The 16,292-nt window shown below is 70.7% G+C and carries 12 protein-coding genes; 4 read left to right on the top strand and 8 right to left on the bottom strand.

What is annotated here, in order from left to right; translation table 11 throughout:
* Nucleotides 1–75: 75 nt before the first annotated feature.
* From ACFWYS_RS30335 to ACFWYS_RS30320, 4 genes are all read right to left on the bottom strand, one after another.
* Nucleotides 76–696, bottom strand: a complete 621-nt coding sequence (locus ACFWYS_RS30335) for a hypothetical protein (RefSeq protein ID WP_384775724.1) — start codon at nt 694–696, stop codon at nt 76–78.
* 175 nt (nt 697–871) lie between these two features.
* Nucleotides 872–2,074, bottom strand: coding sequence for a serine hydrolase domain-containing protein (locus ACFWYS_RS30330; RefSeq protein ID WP_384775722.1), 1,203 nt, complete (start codon nt 2,072–2,074; stop codon nt 872–874).
* Between the two features lie 100 nt (nt 2,075–2,174).
* Nucleotides 2,175–3,965 (bottom strand): TIGR03767 family metallophosphoesterase, encoded by a 1,791-nt coding sequence (locus tag ACFWYS_RS30325; RefSeq protein WP_384775720.1) that lies wholly within the window; start codon nt 3,963–3,965, stop codon nt 2,175–2,177.
* Nucleotides 3,966–4,165: 200 nt separating this feature from the next.
* Nucleotides 4,166–4,633 carry an NUDIX hydrolase gene (locus ACFWYS_RS30320; protein WP_384775718.1) on the bottom strand — a complete coding sequence of 156 codons (468 nt, stop codon included), beginning with the start codon at nt 4,631–4,633 and terminating at the stop codon, nt 4,166–4,168.
* A gap of 203 nt (nt 4,634–4,836) precedes the next feature.
* Here ACFWYS_RS30320 and ACFWYS_RS30315 point away from each other — a divergent pair, with 203 nt between their 5' ends.
* On the top strand, nt 4,837–8,124 hold the full coding sequence (locus ACFWYS_RS30315; protein WP_384775716.1) for a S8 family serine peptidase: 3,288 nt from the start codon (nt 4,837–4,839) through the stop codon (nt 8,122–8,124).
* A 67-nt stretch (nt 8,125–8,191) separates the two neighbouring features.
* On the opposite strand, the gene ACFWYS_RS30310 is transcribed toward ACFWYS_RS30315, so the two are convergent.
* Both ACFWYS_RS30310 and ACFWYS_RS30305 read right to left on the bottom strand, forming a co-directional pair.
* Nucleotides 8,192–8,926, bottom strand: a complete 735-nt coding sequence (locus ACFWYS_RS30310) for a hypothetical protein (RefSeq protein WP_384775714.1) — start codon at nt 8,924–8,926, stop codon at nt 8,192–8,194.
* A gap of 1 nt (nt 8,927) precedes the next feature.
* Nucleotides 8,928–9,455, bottom strand: a complete 528-nt coding sequence (locus tag ACFWYS_RS30305) for an RNA polymerase sigma factor (protein ID WP_384775818.1) — start codon at nt 9,453–9,455, stop codon at nt 8,928–8,930.
* A 308-nt stretch (nt 9,456–9,763) separates the two neighbouring features.
* On the opposite strand from ACFWYS_RS30305, the gene ACFWYS_RS30300 reads away from it, so the two are divergent.
* Together ACFWYS_RS30300 and ACFWYS_RS30295 are read left to right on the top strand one after the other, a co-directional pair.
* Complete coding sequence (locus ACFWYS_RS30300) at nt 9,764–10,780, top strand: aspartate-semialdehyde dehydrogenase (RefSeq protein WP_384775712.1); 1,017 nt, start codon at nt 9,764–9,766, stop codon at nt 10,778–10,780.
* Nucleotides 10,781–10,890: 110 nt separating this feature from the next.
* Entirely contained in the window at nt 10,891–12,435 is a 1,545-nt protein-coding gene (locus tag ACFWYS_RS30295; RefSeq protein WP_384775710.1) for a TerD family protein, read from the top strand.
* Between the two features lie 50 nt (nt 12,436–12,485).
* On the opposite strand, the gene ACFWYS_RS30290 is transcribed toward ACFWYS_RS30295, so the two are convergent.
* The gene (locus ACFWYS_RS30290) at nt 12,486–12,971 is read right to left on the bottom strand and encodes a DUF1203 domain-containing protein (RefSeq protein ID WP_384775708.1); all 486 of its coding nucleotides are present in this window, start codon (nt 12,969–12,971) and stop codon (nt 12,486–12,488) included.
* A gap of 120 nt (nt 12,972–13,091) precedes the next feature.
* On the opposite strand from ACFWYS_RS30290, the gene pepN reads away from it, so the two are divergent.
* Nucleotides 13,092–15,665, top strand: coding sequence for an aminopeptidase N (gene pepN, locus ACFWYS_RS30285; RefSeq protein WP_384775707.1), 2,574 nt, complete (start codon nt 13,092–13,094; stop codon nt 15,663–15,665).
* A gap of 76 nt (nt 15,666–15,741) precedes the next feature.
* On the opposite strand, the gene ACFWYS_RS30280 is transcribed toward pepN, so the two are convergent.
* Nucleotides 15,742–16,284 (bottom strand): NUDIX hydrolase, encoded by a 543-nt coding sequence (locus ACFWYS_RS30280; protein ID WP_384775705.1) that lies wholly within the window; start codon nt 16,282–16,284, stop codon nt 15,742–15,744.
* Nucleotides 16,285–16,292 lie beyond the last annotated feature (8 nt).

The raw sequence follows: 16,292 nt of genomic DNA, 5'->3' as shown, positions 1-16,292 counted from the left end.
GTCCACGTGTACGGCCTCCCCGACCCCGTCTGGAACGTCGACCTGCGGCTGCCCGGCGGCCCCTCCTCGTGCCGCTCAGTAGAGCTTGTCGACGGCCGTGACGGTGGTGTTCTTGAAGTCGGCGACCTGGGCGTGCTGGAAGTTGCCCAGCTGCGCCCACCTGACGAGTGTCACGGTCGTCCCGTCCCGGCCCACCGAGTACAGGCTGATGTCGGAGGACCCCACTGTCGAGGAAGTGGTGTGGATGCCGTAGACATGGGCCCCCTCCTCCACATTCAGCCTGCCGTAGTACTTCTCGGTCGCGGTCACGTCGGGGTTCTGCCGCATCAGCTTCGCCGCGCAGTCGGCGAGGTCCTTGCGCAGCAGGGCCGCGAAGTCCTTGGCCCGCTGCTCGCTGCGCTCCACCACCGTCACCTGAGTTGCGTTGGTGTCGTACTCGGTCCAGTACTGGCGGTGGCCGGCGATCGACGGCAGCGGGTCGCCCCCGCAGGCCGGCAGCGGGTCGGGCTGCCCCGACGTGACGGGGCCGGCGTACCAGGCCGACGTCGGGTGCGGCGGCAACTCGCTCGCCGCCAGGTACCGCGGTGTGCCGTCGGACGTCGACACGGCGGCAGCCGGGACTGCGGCCAGGGCGACGACGACTCCGGCCGCCACGGAAGCAGCGGTGCTTCGGGCGCCTCGTACTCGGACGTTCATGATTCCCCCATGCTGGTCAGCGGTCATTTGCAGGGGCGGGCAACCCGAGAACCCGGTGTTTCCCCGCCCCTACGCCTCATACGACCCGCCGCCACCCACACCCGTTGTGCCAACGTTCGTTACGGATCCGTCCGATGTGTCACGTTCCCGCAACAGGCCGCCCCGGCGGGCTCGGTCAGCCGATACGGGACGGTGCGAACGGCACGCCCGGATCAGCTCGGTGCCGCGTGCCCGGCACGTTTCCGCAGAACTCGGCCTCGATCACCGCCACCGCGTCCCCCGACCAGTCGCCGTTGAAGTTGAGGGCCAGGGAGTGGCGGCCGTCCTCGGTCGTGACCCCCTCGGACTGGGAGCCGTGGATGCCGCCGCCGTGGCCCCAGACCGTGACGCCGCAGGTCAGCTTGGCCTTCATCAGGCCGAGGCCGTAGCCGGTGGTCTCGTCGACGGGGACGGTCGTGGTCATCTCGGCCAGCTGCTCGCGCGGGAGCAGCTGGCCGCGCAGCAGGGCGCTGTAGAAGCGGTTGAGGTCGGTGGAGTTGGAGATCATCTCGCCGGCCGAGGAGGCGAGCGAGGGGTTGAGCTTCGTGACGTCGTACGTCGGCCCCGTCGCCGTCTCGGCCAGCTTGGAGTAGGCCCGGCTGCTGGGCCCCGGCACGGTCACCCGGGTGCCGGGGACGGACGTGGCGGTCAGGTGCAGGGGCTTGATGATGCGCTCGCGGATCGCGTCGCCGTAGGGGCGGCCCGTGGCCTTCTCGATCACCATTCCGGCCAGGACGTAGTTGGTGTTGGAGTAGTTCCAGGACGTACCCGGCTCGAAGTCCGGCTTGTGGGTCATGGCGACCGCGACCAGTTCCTCGGGCTTCTGCGTGTCGTAGCGGTGCTCGAAGAAGCCGTCCTTGAGGAAGTACGTGCGGCCGAAGTCCTCGTCCGCCGTGTAGTTGAAGATGCCGCTCGTGTGGTTCAGCAACTGCCGCACGGTGATGCGGCTCCCGTCATGGCCGTTGCCCCGGACCAGGCCCGGCAGCCACTTCTCCACCTTGTCGTCCAGGGACAGCCTGCCCTCCGCCTCCAGCTGGAGCAGCACGGTGGCGACGAAGGTCTTGGTGATGCTGCCCACCCGGTAGCGGTCGTCGGCCGAACGCGGCTTGCCCGTCTTGAGGTTGCCGACGCCCGCCGTCGCGGACCAGGCCCCACGGCCGTCCTTCGCCGTGGCCGTCACTCCGGGCACACCGGCATCGACCGCGGCCTCGATGGCCTTGCGGGTCGCCTCGTGGTCGGTTCTGGCGGGCGCCGCCGCCAGAGCCGGTGCCGCGAGGGCCACGGACAGTGCCACCGCCGTTGCCGCGACGAGTGCCGTGCGGGTCGTACGTACGCTCATGTCTCTCCCCCAGCTCCTGCGCTCTCACCGAGCGCGGTCGGGGGGAGAGACCTGGCGTCCACGGCCAAGGTTGACGCGTGTTGTGCCAGTTGAGCGTGTTTCAGCCCTTCTTCAGGACCAGCTCCGTGTTGCGGTCCCTGCGGTCGCCGCCGAGGGTCGAGCGGGCTCCGGGGGCGTTGAGGGAGAGCTCGCGGTAGAGCGCGGCGAGGCCCGTCTGGGAGAGGTCGGTGAAGTTGGTGCGGTGCGGGGCCCCGGACTCGATCAGGGTGGTGAACAGGGAGATCGTGCCGTCCTTGTTGTCCACCACCTCGATGATCCGGGCGAGTTGGGGGAAGTCGACGTGGGAGGCGGTGGAGATCTCCCAGAAGGCGCGGCCGCCGGAGGCGGAGTGCGGGGTGATGACGTTCTTGTGGATGTGGCCGTTCACCCAGGCGAGGACGTTGCGGTGGCTGCCGAGGAGCTGGAGCAGTTCGGCACCGCCGACGCGCCGCTCGTTCGGGCGGGCCGGGTCGCGGCGCAGGTTGTCCATCGTCTCGCTGGTGTGATGGCTGAAGATGATCGCGTACGAGTCCTCGTTGTCCCGCAGCGTCTTGTCCAGCCACTTGAACTGGGCCGCCCCGATGGACCCTTCGTAGTGCCCGCCCGGGTTGGTGGTGTCCAGGCTGATGCCGATGACGTCGTCGGCGATACGGAAGCTGTAGTACTGCGTGCCCGCGTCCAGGTTGGCCGTCGAGTAGCCGTGGCCGACCGGGCCGTGGCCGCTCAGGGCCGGGTTCAGATGGGCCTGCACGTACTCGCGGGGCGTGAACGGGGCGCGGCCCTCGTCCGGGGTGACCGAGCGCATCGAGCGGGCGTGGGCCTTGAGGAAGTCCTTGAAGACGGTGCCCCTCGGGTCCTGGTCCTGCTTGAGGGAGTCCTGGAGCTTCTTGGCGTCGGCGGCGGAGACGTTCATCAGCTTCTTGCCGCCGACGGCCAGGTCGGTGAGGTAGGAGTCGCTGTGCGAGGCGTAGGTGCCGAGCGGCAGCGCGTCGTGGTTGCCGACCGTCGAGTACCAGGGGATGTTCAGGCCGGGGCTGCGCAGCTCGCGGATCGCGGCGGCCAGGTAGCCCTCGATGTGCGGGAAGCCGAGCTGCTTGTCGGCGTCGCGGATGCTGTCGTCGGCCTGCCAGTACAGCTTCAGGCCGCTGCTCTGGACGCCCTCGTAGTGCCGCGGGTCACCGGTGTTGGGGGTGACCCGGCCGCCGCTCATCACCTTCAGGAACCAGTCCAGCTCGGACTTGCAGTTGTTGTCGGTGTTGTCGCCGGTGGTCATGGCGAAGTGCAGCGGGGCGCCGGTGACGGGGCTGCCGCGCAGCGCGTTGATCCGCTCCACCAGGGCCACCGCGCCGGGCACGGTCAGCGCCTCCTGCGGACGCCAGGCGTGCACGTCCGTGGAGCGCAGGTACTCAAGGCGCAGCGGGTGCTGGGCGTCGATCAGGTGCAGGTCGGTGAGCTGGACGAAGGCGGCGAGCGCCGTACGCCGCTTCTCGCGGCCCGCCTTGGCCGACGCCAGGTTCTCGCGCACTACGCGCCGCCAGCCGGGCCCGTCGGCGAGCCGGCGGTAGCCGCCGGTGCCGGTCGGGGTGGCGACGTTCGCGAGGGTGGTGCCCCGGGTGTAGGGCGCGAGGGCGACCGGCAGCTTGCGGGAGGCGCTGGCGGGGGCCTCGGCGGCAGCGGCGCCCGCTGCGGCGTTCGGCGCGCCCGCCGGGTCGGCGGTGGTGGCGGCCTGGCTGTCGGTGGGCCGCAGGGCGTAGCCGACGCCCGCGGAGAGGGTGACCGCTCCGGTGGCGGCGAGCAGGGTGCGGCGGTGGACCCCCACCGCGGAGCTGGCGACAGAGCGTATGCGCGACATGCGCGATCTCCCCGAGTGCGAACGCGTCGGCAACAGGACGCGAGCGTCCGCCTCGGGCGAACTGCTCGCTCACTGTGGATCGTTGGCACCGGGGATGACCTGTGCATGAACATGGCGGCAACGGGCAACGCCGATCACCGTACGTGGATCTTCGCCCACCTTCCGCGTTCACGGCCGCTCTTCGAACGGCCGGGACGCGGTCACTCAGTGTTCATCTTCCGGGGTACCCGTCCCGTCGCCGGGCGCTCACGCCACAGCGCCAGCCCCTTGGTGACCATGGGGACCAGGGTCAGGTCGGTCACCGTGTCGAGCGGATGCCAGGCCGCCATGTCCGTGGAGCCGTTCGTCTCGTGACGGAGGTCGCCGCCGGTGATCCTGGCCTCGTAGACGAGCCGCAGGCCCTGGTGGTCCACGGCCCGGCGGAGGCGGCGGCCCGGGAAGCGGCGCTGGAAGGAGTCCAGGCCGAGCAGTCCGGTCGGCTCGACGAGATAGCCGGTCTCCTCCTCCACCTCCCGCACGACCGTGTCGTAGGGATCCTCGCCGTGCTCCATGCCGCCGCCCGGCAGGACCCACTCATGGCCGCCGCCGGGCGCCGGGGAGCGGGCCAGGAGGAGTTGCCCGTCCCGTACGCATATGGCGTAGGCCGCCACCCTCAGGTTTTTCCGCACGTACGGACATTAGCGCCACCGTCGGCATGTCCCGTTTGTGGCTGATCTCCCCAATGTTCGCCGGGGGTTTTCCCCATCCGTCCATTTCGATTCGGTCAACTCTTCCCAAACATCCTTCCCTTGCATAAAGCTGTGCGGTCGTCCGGGATCGCATACCGAACGCATACCGGACGCCCATGCTCCTTTACCTACAAGGGATGCCGATGACCCTCACCCCCCAGCGCGAACCGAAGCCGGGCGCGAGACGCGCGGCCCGCATAGCCGTGGCCGCCGGTCTAGTCGCCGCGCTCTCCGCAGCCGGGCCGATACCCATGGCCATGGCCGTGGACCCCGCGCCCGCCGCGACGGACCCGGGCGTCAAGTCCGCTCACGACAAGCTCGGTTCGGACGACGCCGACCTGCTCGCCGAGGCCAAGGCCGACGGCGACAAGAACGTCACGATGATGATCGCGACCGCGCCCGGCCAGACCGAGAAGGTCGCCGAGCAGCTGGACGCGGTCGGCTCTGTGGGCCGTACCTACGACAAGCTCGGCTACGTCCGGGCCACCGTCCCCACCGGCAAGGCCGACAAGGCCATCGCCGCCGCGACGAAGCTCTCCTCGGTGCACGGCATCGATCTGCGCGAGGAGATACCCCTGGACGACCCCGCCGTCGACACGAAGAAGTCGTCGGCCGCCGCCGTCGCGGCCGCCGCCCCGGACAAGAACACTCCGGCGGAGAACCCGTACAACCCGTCCTTCGAGACGGGCGCCGTCGACTTCGTGGACGACCACCCGAAGGCGGACGGCCGAGGCATCACCATCGGCATCCTCGACAGCGGTGTGGACCTCGGGCATCCCGCCCTGCAGAAGACCACCACCGGTGAGCGGAAGATAGTCGACTGGGTCACCGCCACCGACCCGCTGCTGGACAGCGACCGCACCTGGCGCCCGATGGTGACCTCCGTCTCCGGGCCCACCTTCACCTACGGCGGCAAGACCTGGACGGCGCCCGCGGGCTCGTACCAGGTGAGCACGTTCCTGGAGTCGTACACCACGGGGGGCGACGCGGCGGGCGACGCCAACCGCGACGGCGACAAGACCGACTCGTGGGGCGTCCTCTACGACGCCGCGAACGGCACGGTCCGGGTCGACCTCAACAACAACTACGACTTCGGTGACGACACCCCGATGAAGCCGTACAAGGACGGCTACCAGATCGGGTACTTCGGCACCGACAACCCGGCCACCGACGTCGCCGAGCGCCAGCCGTTCGTCGTGCAGATCCGCAAGGACGTGCCGATGGACCCGCTGGGCGGGGACTGGGTCGGCAAGAAGTCCGACTTCGTCAACATCGGCGTCATCGAGTCCGAGCACGGCACGCACGTCGCCGGCATCACCGCCGCCAACGGCCTGTTCGGCGGCGACATGAACGGCGAGGCGCCGGGCGCCAAGCTCGTCTCCTCCCGCGCCTGCACCTGGACCGGCGGCTGCACCAACGTCGCGCTCACCGAGGGCATGATCGACCTCGTCACCAACCGCGGCGTCGACATCGTCAACATGTCCATCGGCGGCCTCCCGGCGCTGAACGACGGCAACAACGCCCGCGCCGAGCTCTACACGCGCCTGATCGACACCTACGGCGTCCAGCTGGTGATCTCCGCGGGCAACTCCGGCCCCGGCGCCAACACCATCGGCGACCCGGCCCTGGCCGCCAAGGTCATCTCGGTCGGCGCGACCATCTCCAAGGAGACCTGGGCCGCCAACTACGGCTCGGTCGTGTCCAAGCCGTACGCGATGATGCCGTTCTCCTCGCGCGGCCCGCGTGAGGACGGCGGCTTCACCCCGACCCTGGTCGCCCCGGGTGCCGCGATCAACACCATCCAGACCTGGCTGCCGGGCGCCCCGGTCGCCGAGGCGGGCTACGCGCTCCCGGCCGGCTACGGCATGCTCCAGGGCACCTCGATGGCGTCCCCGCAGGCGGCGGGCGCGTCCGCGCTGCTCCTGTCGGCCGCCAAGCAGAAGCGCATCGCCCTCACCCCGGCGACCCTGCGCACCGCGCTGACCTCGACCGCCGACCACATCAAGGGTGTTCAGGCGTACGAGGAGGGTGCCGGCCTCATCAACATCGAGGACGCCTGGGACTCCATCCGCGACGGCGCCACCGCCCACGAGTACGCGGTGAAGGCGCCGGTCGACACCGCGATCGACCAGTTCCTGAAGACGCCGGGCTTCGGCACGGGCGTCTACGACCGCGAGGGCGGCCTCAAGGCCGGGCAGAAGAAGTGGTACGACGTCACCATCACCCGTACGTCCGGCCCGGACAAGGCGATCCGGCACGAACTCGACCTGGCGAACAACGCGGGTGACACCTTCCGCATCGCCGGCTCCGACGAGATCAGCCTCGGCCTGAACAAGCCGGTCACCGTCAAGATCGCCGCCAAGCCGTCCTCGGCCGGCCTCAAGAGCGCGATCCTGGAGGTCGACGACCCGCGCACCGAGGGCGTCGACCAGCAGATCCTGAACACGGTCGTGGTCTCCGCGCCGCTCAAGTACAGCTACTCGGCGTCCGGTTCGGTGCAGCGCAACAGCACCAAGTCGTACTTCGTGACCGTCCCCGAGGGCGCCAAGTCCCTTGAGGTCGCGATCGGCGGGCTGAAGGACAAGAGCCAGACCCGGTTCATCGCCATCCACCCGTACGGCACGCCGTCCGACAACACCGGCACCCCGTACTGCTACAACAACTACCTCGCCGGCAACGGCTGCAAGCCGGACGTGCGTTCCTACGCCGCCCCGCAGCCCGGTGTCTGGGAGATCGAGGTCGAGTCGCGCCGTACGTCGCCGCTGCTCGACAACCCGTACAAGCTGGACGTCACCGTCCTCGGCGCGGCCTTCGACCCGGAGACCGTGACCGTGCCCGAGGCCAAGGTCGGCACCCCGGCCGCCGCCTCCTGGAAGGTGACCAACAAGTACGCCGCGATCGACGGCAAGCTGGCCGGCGGCCCGCTCGGCTCGTCGAAGACCGCGCGTCCGACCATCGCCCAGGGCGCCACCCAGACCACCACGGTCGAGGTGCCCGCGGGCGCGACCTCGCTGAACGTCTCCATCGGCAACGTCTCCGACGCCGCCGCCGACCTCGACCTGGTCGTCCGCAACGCCGCCGGCACCGAGGTGGGCAGCTCCGCCGACGGTGACTCGGAGGAGGCGGTGTCGGTCGCGAACCCGGCCGCCGGGACGTACACGATCGACGTCATCGGCTACTCGATTCCGGCCGGTTCGACGGCGTACGACTACCTGGACGTGTTCTTCTCCGCCGCGCTCGGCACCGTCAAGGTCGACGAGTCGGCGCCGGTGAAGCTCGGCACGGGTGACTCGGCCACCGTCACGGGCAGCGTCACCGCCGCCGCGGCGGCGCCCGAGGGCCGTGCGTTCTTCGGCCAGGTCCAGCTGCTGAACGCGCGCGGCACGGTCGCGGGCATGGGCAGCGTGAAGATCGAGAAGGTCACGCCGTAGTTCACGGCAGACCGTCGGTAGTACGGCAGTGAGGGCGGGCGTCCGTGAGGGCGCCCGCCCTTCGCCGTCAGCAGGTGAGCCGGTGCGCCTCGCGGAGAGAGGCGGTGATCCAGGCCCGCTCGGGGGCGATGTCCTGCTCGCCGATGAACCAGACGTCCGGGGTCGTGGCGTCGCGGGGGATGCCGACCAGGAGGTGTTCGCCCTTGAGGACGGAGTCCTTCTCCATCTCGAAGGTCACCTTGTCCTCGGTCTTCTCCGGCAGGTAGGCGCGGGTCACGCGCAGGGTGATCCGCTCCTGTGCCGTGTCGGGCACCGGCTCCACGGCGGTGACGACGCCCTCGGCGACGAGGCGGGAGCAGGCGAGGTAGTTCGGGCTGCCGAAGTCCTCGTCGGCGGACGGTGAGGCGGCCGCCTTGCTGTCGGCGGCGGCGCCGCCCGCGTCCGAACTCATGGTGTCGGTCCCGGCCCGCGACAGCAGCCAGCCCATGCCGACCAGCACGGACGCGGCGGCGGCCACGGCGAGGGAGCCGAGGGCGACGGTGCGGATCCGGTGCCGGGCGCGGGAGGGGCGGCGTACGGGGGCAGGGGCATGCTCGGGCTCCGGAACCGGAACCGATTCGGGTGGCTCGGCGAGCGCGTGCCCGATGATCCCGAGCTGCTCCCTCAGCAGCGCCACATCGGCGGCGGCCGACCGGTGCTCGGCCATGAAGGCGGCGTCCGCCCGCTCCTGGTCGGACAGCGGTTCACCGGTGATCGCGGCCATCAGCGCGTCGGCGCCGCGGCCCTCGTTCTCGGCGGTCATGTCACACCACCTCGTCCTCGTGCAGGCGGGCGCGCAGGGCCCGTACCGCCGTGTGCAGCCTGCTCTTGACCGTGCCCTCCGGGATGCCGAGCTCCTCGGCTATGTCGCGCACGGGGAGATCGCCGTAGAAACGCAGGACGAGGACCTGACGCTGGGCGTCGGGCAGCTCGTCCAGGCCCCGGGCGACGGCGAGGGAGAGCAGGCTCGTGTCCTCGCCGGAGGGGTGCTCGGTCTGGCGCAGGGAGGCGAGCCGTTCACCGAGCCGCTCCTGACGCTTCTTCGCCCGGTGCCAGTCCATGGCGAGGTTGGAGGCGACGACCGCCGCCCACGCCGACACGTCCCGCGGCGCCTCACGTCCGCTCGCGGCCCGCTCCAGCAGCCGCAGACGTACCTGCTGTACCCCGTCCAGCAGGTCCGCCTGCGGCACCCCGCCGAGCGCGAGCACCGCCCGTACCCGGCGTTCCTGAGCCGCGTCCAGGGGATCGGTGTGATCGTCCTCCCGGGCACGGCGGGCCTTTCTGCGCAGCACAAGCCACCCCCTCACCGCGTTTCCTCTACGACGCCGCAGCGCACGGAAACGTTCGGCCGGGGCTTCAGGAGATTTCGCGAGGTGTACGTCACACCGACACGCGAGCGCAGCACAGCTTGCGGCACGAGAGCCCCGTAGGACGAATTTCTGCAGCTCAGCGCGGGTGCGGACGGGAGTTCCGGTGCCGTCCGGCCGGTCGGGGTGGCCCGGCCCACGGGTATGAAGCGCAAAGAATTGGACAGGCGGACCAGGGTCGGCCGCATGATGGAAAGGCCGCAGACATGCAGGAACGCCTAGAGGGAGTCGCCGTGAGGGTCGGAATCGTCGGAGCCACCGGTCAGGTCGGTACGGTCATGCGCAGGATCCTCGTGGAGCGGGACTTCCCGGTCACCGAGCTGCGTCTGTTCGCCTCGGCCCGCTCGGCGGGGACGGTCCTGGACGGCGTGACGGTGGAGGACGCGGCCACCGCCGACTACTCCGGTCTGGACATCGTGCTGTTCTCGGCGGGCGGCGCGACCTCGAAGACGCTGGCCCCGAAGGTCGCCGCGCAGGGCCCGGTCGTGATCGACAACTCCTCCGCCTGGCGCCGTGACCCCGAGGTCCCGCTGGTGGTCTCCGAGGTGAACCCGCACGCCATCGCCGACCGCCCCAAGGGCATCATCGCCAACCCGAACTGCACGACGATGGCCGCGATGCCGGTGCTGAAGCCGCTGCACGCCGAGGCCGGCCTCGAAGCGCTGGTCGTCGCCACCTACCAGGCCGTCTCGGGCTCGGGTCTCGCGGGCGTGGACGAGCTGTTCGAGCAGGTCAAGAAGGTCGGCGAGGACGCGCCCAAGCTGACCCACGACGGTTCGGCGGCGGAGTTCCCCGAGCCGAACAAGTACGTCGCGCCGATCGCGTACAACGTCCTGCCGCTGGCCGGCTCCATCGTGGACGACGGTCTCAACGAGACCGACGAGGAGCAGAAGCTCCGCCACGAGTCCCGCAAGATCCTGGAGGTCCCCGGCCTGAAGGTCTCCGGCACCTGCGTCCGCGTCCCGGTCTTCTCCGGCCACTCCCTCCAGGTCAACGCCCGCTTCGCCCGCCCGATCAGCGTGGAGCGCGCCAAGGAGGTGCTGGCCGGCGCCCCCGGCGTGGCCCTCACCGACGTCCCGACCCCGCTGCAGGCGGCCGGTCAGGACCCGTCCTACGTCGGCCGCATCCGCCAGGACGAGACGGTCGAGCACGGCCTCGCCCTGTTCATCTCCAACGACAACCTCCGCAAGGGCGCCGCGCTGAACGCCGTGCAGATCGCGGAGCTGGTGGCGGCCGAGCTGAAGGGCTGACGTCGCGTCGCGGTGAGAGGGGCGGGGCGCCCGGCAGGTGCCCCGCCCCTCCCGCGTCCGGACTGACGAAACCGGCCACACATACGTGCGGTTTGTGTGAAGATCGCGCCATGACGCAGATGGCCAAGGGCGCGAACCTGCCCGTCCCCTCGGACACCCTGAACGTCGCGGTGACGTGGATCCGGGCCCCCGGCGTCCCCGACGTGGACGTCTCGGCCCTGCTGCTCGACCCGTCGGGCCGGGTGCGCGGCGACGCGGACCTCGTCTTCTACAACCAGAGCGAGCATCCGTCGGGCAGCGTGCGCCACCTGGGCAAGGGCGAGGGCACCGCCGGGGCGACGGCCGACTGGCTGTGGCTGGATCTGGCCGCCGTCGAGGCCGCGGTGGACCGGGTCGTGGTGGCCGCGTCCGCCGACGGGGGAGCGTTCGGCGACGTACCGATGCTGGACGTTCGGGTCGGAGTGCCGACCGGGCAGATCATCGCGTGCTTCACGATCGACGACGCGCTCACGGAGACCGCGTTCGTCTTCGGCGAGTTCTACCGCAGGAACGGCGGCTGGAAGTTCCGCGCGGTGGGCCAGGGCTACGACTCGGGCCTGGCGGGACTGGCGACGGACTTCGGCATCACGGTGGCGGACGCGGAGGGCGCTGCGGATTCGGCGGGCACGGCAGGCGCTGCGGGCACGGCGGGCATCCATATGCCGACGGCCGCGCCGATGCCCGCACCGACCGCGCCCCCGCCCCCTCCGGCTGCCGCCCCCTTTCCGCCGCAGGTCCCGGGCGTGCCGCCCCAGTCCGATGGCCCGGTCTTCAAGGCACCGGGCGTGCCACCGGCACCCCAACCCCCGGCCGCACCACCCGGCTTCCCTCCCCCGGCCGCACCACCCGGCTTCCAAGCCCCAGGCGCCCCACCCGTCCCCCAACCCCCGAGCACGCCGCCCGCCTTCCCGCCCCCCGCATCCTTCCCGCCCCCAGCCGTCCCGCCCTCGGCCCCACCCCCGGCCACGCGCCCGCCCGTTGCCGGCTTCGCCGCGCCCGACCACTTCGGCTCCGTGCCCTCCCCGCCCCCGGCCGCCGGAAGCCTGGACGACCTCGGGGCCGGCTTCCCGGCCTTCGTCCAGCAGGGGCAGGGCAAGCAGCGGGTGACCTGTCCACCCTCGCTGCCGGCCGGGTGCCGGGTGGTCGTCGAGATCGAGTGCCGGAACAGCATCTCGGTGAACATCGACACCTGCGACGAGTACGGCCGCAGCGACCAGAGTCTGCTGTCCGCCTACGAGGACGAGGTGCACGGCCGGACGGTCGCCCTCGTCCCCAAGGACCGCCCGCTGAGCCTGCTGGTGCGCGCCGACACCCCGTGGACGCTGCGTGTGCTGCCGCTCGGCCACGCCCGGCGCCTCGACCACACCCTGCACGGCCGGGGCCCCGACCTGCTGGTCTACGAGGGCCCGGCGGGCGTGCTGTCCTTCGTGCACCAGGGCGAGAGCAACTTCGCCGTCTGGCACCACTCCAAGTCGGCCGACCCCACCTGGCCGCAGGACGAAGAGGACCTCCTGGTCAACGAGGTCGGCCGGCTGGACCTGCTGGCGCCGGTGCAGGGCCCGGGTCTGCTGCGGGTGGAGGCCGACGGGCCGTGGCGCATCGCCGTGGGCGGCTGACCCTCGCCACGGCCGGCCTCAGGACCTGCGCACCTCAAGGCCGGCGCACCTCAGGACCGGCGGACCTCGTAGAGGAAGCAGCCGTACTCGACGGCCCGAACGTGGACGAGCGCCACCGCCGGATCGGCGAACGCCTCCCGGAACGCCGCCTCGAACTCCCCCTGTTCCGGGTGCTCCGGCACGAGCCGCCCGCCCAGGATGTGCCCCTCGGCCGAGTAGCGCCGCACCGTGCGGTGGGCGTTGGCGAAGGGCAGCGCGGTCCCGTCCGGCCCGGCGCACTCGTCCGCGTGGACGAAGACGGGACCCTGCTCGTCGTAGGCCCCGGGAGCGGCCCCCGTCTCCGCCGCCCAGCGGCGCAGGGGAGCGTACGAAACGAGGGCGATCCGCTCCCCCGGTGCACTCCGCCGCAGGCAGCAGCGCAGGGGTGCCCCGCCCTCGTCGTCGGTCACGGGAACCGTGCGGCGCCCGGCGTCGTCGACGAAGCGCAGCTCCTTCAGGGCCGTCGGATCGATGGCGCGTGCGAGGTAGGTGGTCATGCCCCCAGCCTCGCCCGCCCCCACCCCCGTCCACCGGCGGTAAACGGACATCGCGCTCCGTCAGGTCACGTGGAAGGATGACCGAACCGCCGAACCTACACATATCGAGGAGATGACCGCGTGCCTGGCACAAACCTGACTCGCGACGAGGCTCAGCAGCGGGCGCAGCTGCTCACCGTCGAGTCCTACGAGATCGATCTCGACCTCTCCGGCGCGCAGGAGGGCGGTACCTACCGGTCTGTCACCACGGTGCGCTTCGACGTCACCGCGACCGGCGCGGAGTCGTTCATCGACCTGGTGGCCCCGACCGTGCACGAGGTGACGCTGAACGGCGACGCGCTCGACCCGGAGCAGGTCTTCGAGGACTCCCGGATCGCACTGCCCGGCCTGCTCCAGGGCCCGAACGTCCTGCGCGTCGTCGCCGACTGCGCGTACACCAACACGGGTGAGGGCCTGCACCGTTTCGTCGACCCCGTCGACCAGCAGGCGTACCTGTACACCCAGTTCGAGGTCCCGGACGCGCGTCGCGTGTTCGCGTCCTTCGAGCAGCCCGACCTGAAGGCCACCTTCCAGTTCACCGTGAAGGCGCCGGAGGGCTGGACGGTCATCTCCAACTCGCCCACCCCGGAGCCCAAGGACAACGTCTGGTCCTTCGAGCCGACGCCGCGCATCTCGACGTACATCACGGCGCTCATCGTCGGCCCGTACCACTCCGTGCACAGCGTGTACGAGAAGGACGGCCAGTCGGTCCCGCTCGGCATCTACTGCCGCCCCTCGCTCGCCGAGTACCTCGACTCGGACGCCATCTTCGAGGTGACCCGGCAGGGCTTCGACTGGTTCCAGGAGAAGTTCGACTACGCGTACCCGTTCAAGAAGTACGACCAGCTGTTCGTGCCGGAGTTCAACGCGGGCGCGATGGAGAACGCGGGCGCGGTGACCATCCGCGACCAGTACGTCTTCCGGTCCAAGGTGACGGGCGCGGCGTACGAGACGCGCGCGGAGACCATCCTGCACGAGCTGGCCCACATGTGGTTCGGCGACCTGGTCACCATGGAGTGGTGGAACGACCTGTGGCTGAACGAGTCGTTCGCCACGTACACCTCCATCGCCTGCCAGGCGCACGCCCCCGAGTCGCGCTGGCCGCAGGCGTGGACCACGTTCGCCAACCAGATGAAGACGTGGGCGTACCGCCAGGACCAGCTGCCGTCGACGCACCCGATCATGGCGGAGATCCGCGACCTGGACGACGTGCTGGTCAACTTCGACGGCATCACGTACGCCAAGGGCGCCTCCGTGCTCAAGCAGCTCGTGGCGTATGTCGGCATGGACGAGTTCTTCCGGGGCGTGCAGGCGTACTTCAAGCGGCACGCGTACGGCAACACGCGCCTGTCCGACCTGCTGGGCGCCCTGGAGGAGACCTCCGGCCGCGATCTGAAGACCTGGTCGAAGCTGTGGCTGGAGACGGCGGGCATCAACATCCTGCGCCCCGAGATCGAGACGGACGCCAGCGGCGTGATCACCTCGTTCGGGATCCGCCAGGAGGCCCCGGCGCTGCCCGCGGGCGCGAAGGGCGAGCCGACGCTCCGTCCGCACCGCATCGCGGTGGGCCTGTACAACCTGGACGAGGAGTCCGGCAAGCTGCTGCGCGACGAGCGCGTCGAGCTGGACGTGGACGGCGAACTGACCGCCGTGCCGCAGCTGTCGGGCAAGCGCCGCCCGGACGTCGTCCTCCTCAACGACGACGACCTGTCGTACGCAAAGGTCCGTCTGGACGAGCAGTCCCTCGCCTTCGTCACCGAGCACCTCGGCGACTTCGAGGCGTCCCTCCCGCGGGCCCTGTGCTGGGCGTCGTCCTGGGACATGACGCGTGACGCCGAGCTCGCCACCCGCGACTACCTGTCCCTGGTGCTGTCGGGCATCGGCAAGGAGTCCGACATCGGCGTCGTGCAGTCGCTGCAGCGGCAGGTGAAGCTGGCGATCGAGCTGTACGCCGCCCCGACCACCCGCGAGGCCCTGCTGACCCGCTGGACGGACGCCACGCTGGCCCATCTGCGCGCGGCCGATGCGGGCAGCGACCACCAGCTGGCCTGGGCACGGGCGTTCGCCGCGACGGCTCGTACGCCGGAGCAGCTGGACCTGCTGGAGGGCCTGCTGGACGGCTCCCACTCCCTGGACGGCCTGGCCGTCGACACGGAGCTGCGCTGGGCGTTCGTGCAGCGGCTGGCGGCGGTGGGCCGCTTCGACGAGACGGAGATCGCGGGCGAGTACGAGCGGGACAGGACGGCGGCCGGCGAACGCCACGCCGCCACGGCCCGCGCCGCCCGCCCGACCCCCGAGGCCAAGGCCGAGGCCTGGGCGTCGGTCATCGACTCCGACAAGCTCCCGAACGCCGTCCAGGAGGCCGTGATCGGCGGCTTCGTCCAGACCGACCAGCGTGAACTGCTGTCCCCCTACACGGACAAGTTCTTCGAGGTCGTCAAGGACATCTGGGACTCCCGCTCCCACGAGATCGCCCAGCAGATCGCGGTCGGCCTCTACCCCACGCTCCAGGTCTCGGAGGAGACCCTGCGCAAGACGGACGCCTGGCTGTCGTCGGCGGACCCGAGCGCGGCCCTGCGACGCCTGATCTCGGAGTCCCGGGCGGGCGTGGAACGCGCACTGAGGGCTCAGGCTGCGGACGCGGCTGCGGAGTAGTAACTGTCGTAATACGTACGCCGATGGGGGCGCCCGGTGCTTCTGCGCCGGGTGCCCCTCTCGCATAGGACTCACGTCAGCGCAGCGCCTCAAGTACTCGGCTGCGTAGCGTTTCGTTCTCGATCGTGTCAGCGTGGCGCCAAGCTGCGGCGGAGACTTCCTCGGTTTGCAGTTCGACCACGTCGGCCGAGGTGCCGAAGAGGAACCGGAAGTCGAAGTGCTGGTGATCCGGCTCGCCCTTGGCGGGGTTGGCCGGGATGGGGTGAGCGTCGATGTGGACGGGACGGTGCCCGGCCGGGGTGACGATGGCGGCCGGGATGCCGGTCTCCTCGGACAATTCCCGCTGTGCGGCGGCGAGGAGGCTGATGTCGTCCGCCTCAACGTGTCCGCCGGGCAGGAGCCAGCGGTTCAGTGCCACATGCCTGAGGTGAAGGACGCGGCCGGCGGGGTCGGCGAGGATCGCCCCTGCCGTGACGTGCCCGCGGAACTCCTTACGGCTGGTGAGGTCGGCGGAAGCGTCGAGGAGCTCAAGAAGATCGACGAGTTGCCCTTTGTCGTGCGGATGGACGTCGAGGTAGTCGTCGAGGGTCTCGCGGATGTGGTCGGCCGTGATGGTCATGGGGTGTT

Origin of the sequence: Streptomyces sp. NPDC059010 (assembly GCF_042740355.1) — a bacterium.
Taxonomy (GTDB): domain Bacteria; phylum Actinomycetota; class Actinomycetes; order Streptomycetales; family Streptomycetaceae; genus Streptomyces.
Note: the sequence above shows the minus strand (reverse complement) of the source record. Positions and strands in the feature narration are given on the sequence as shown.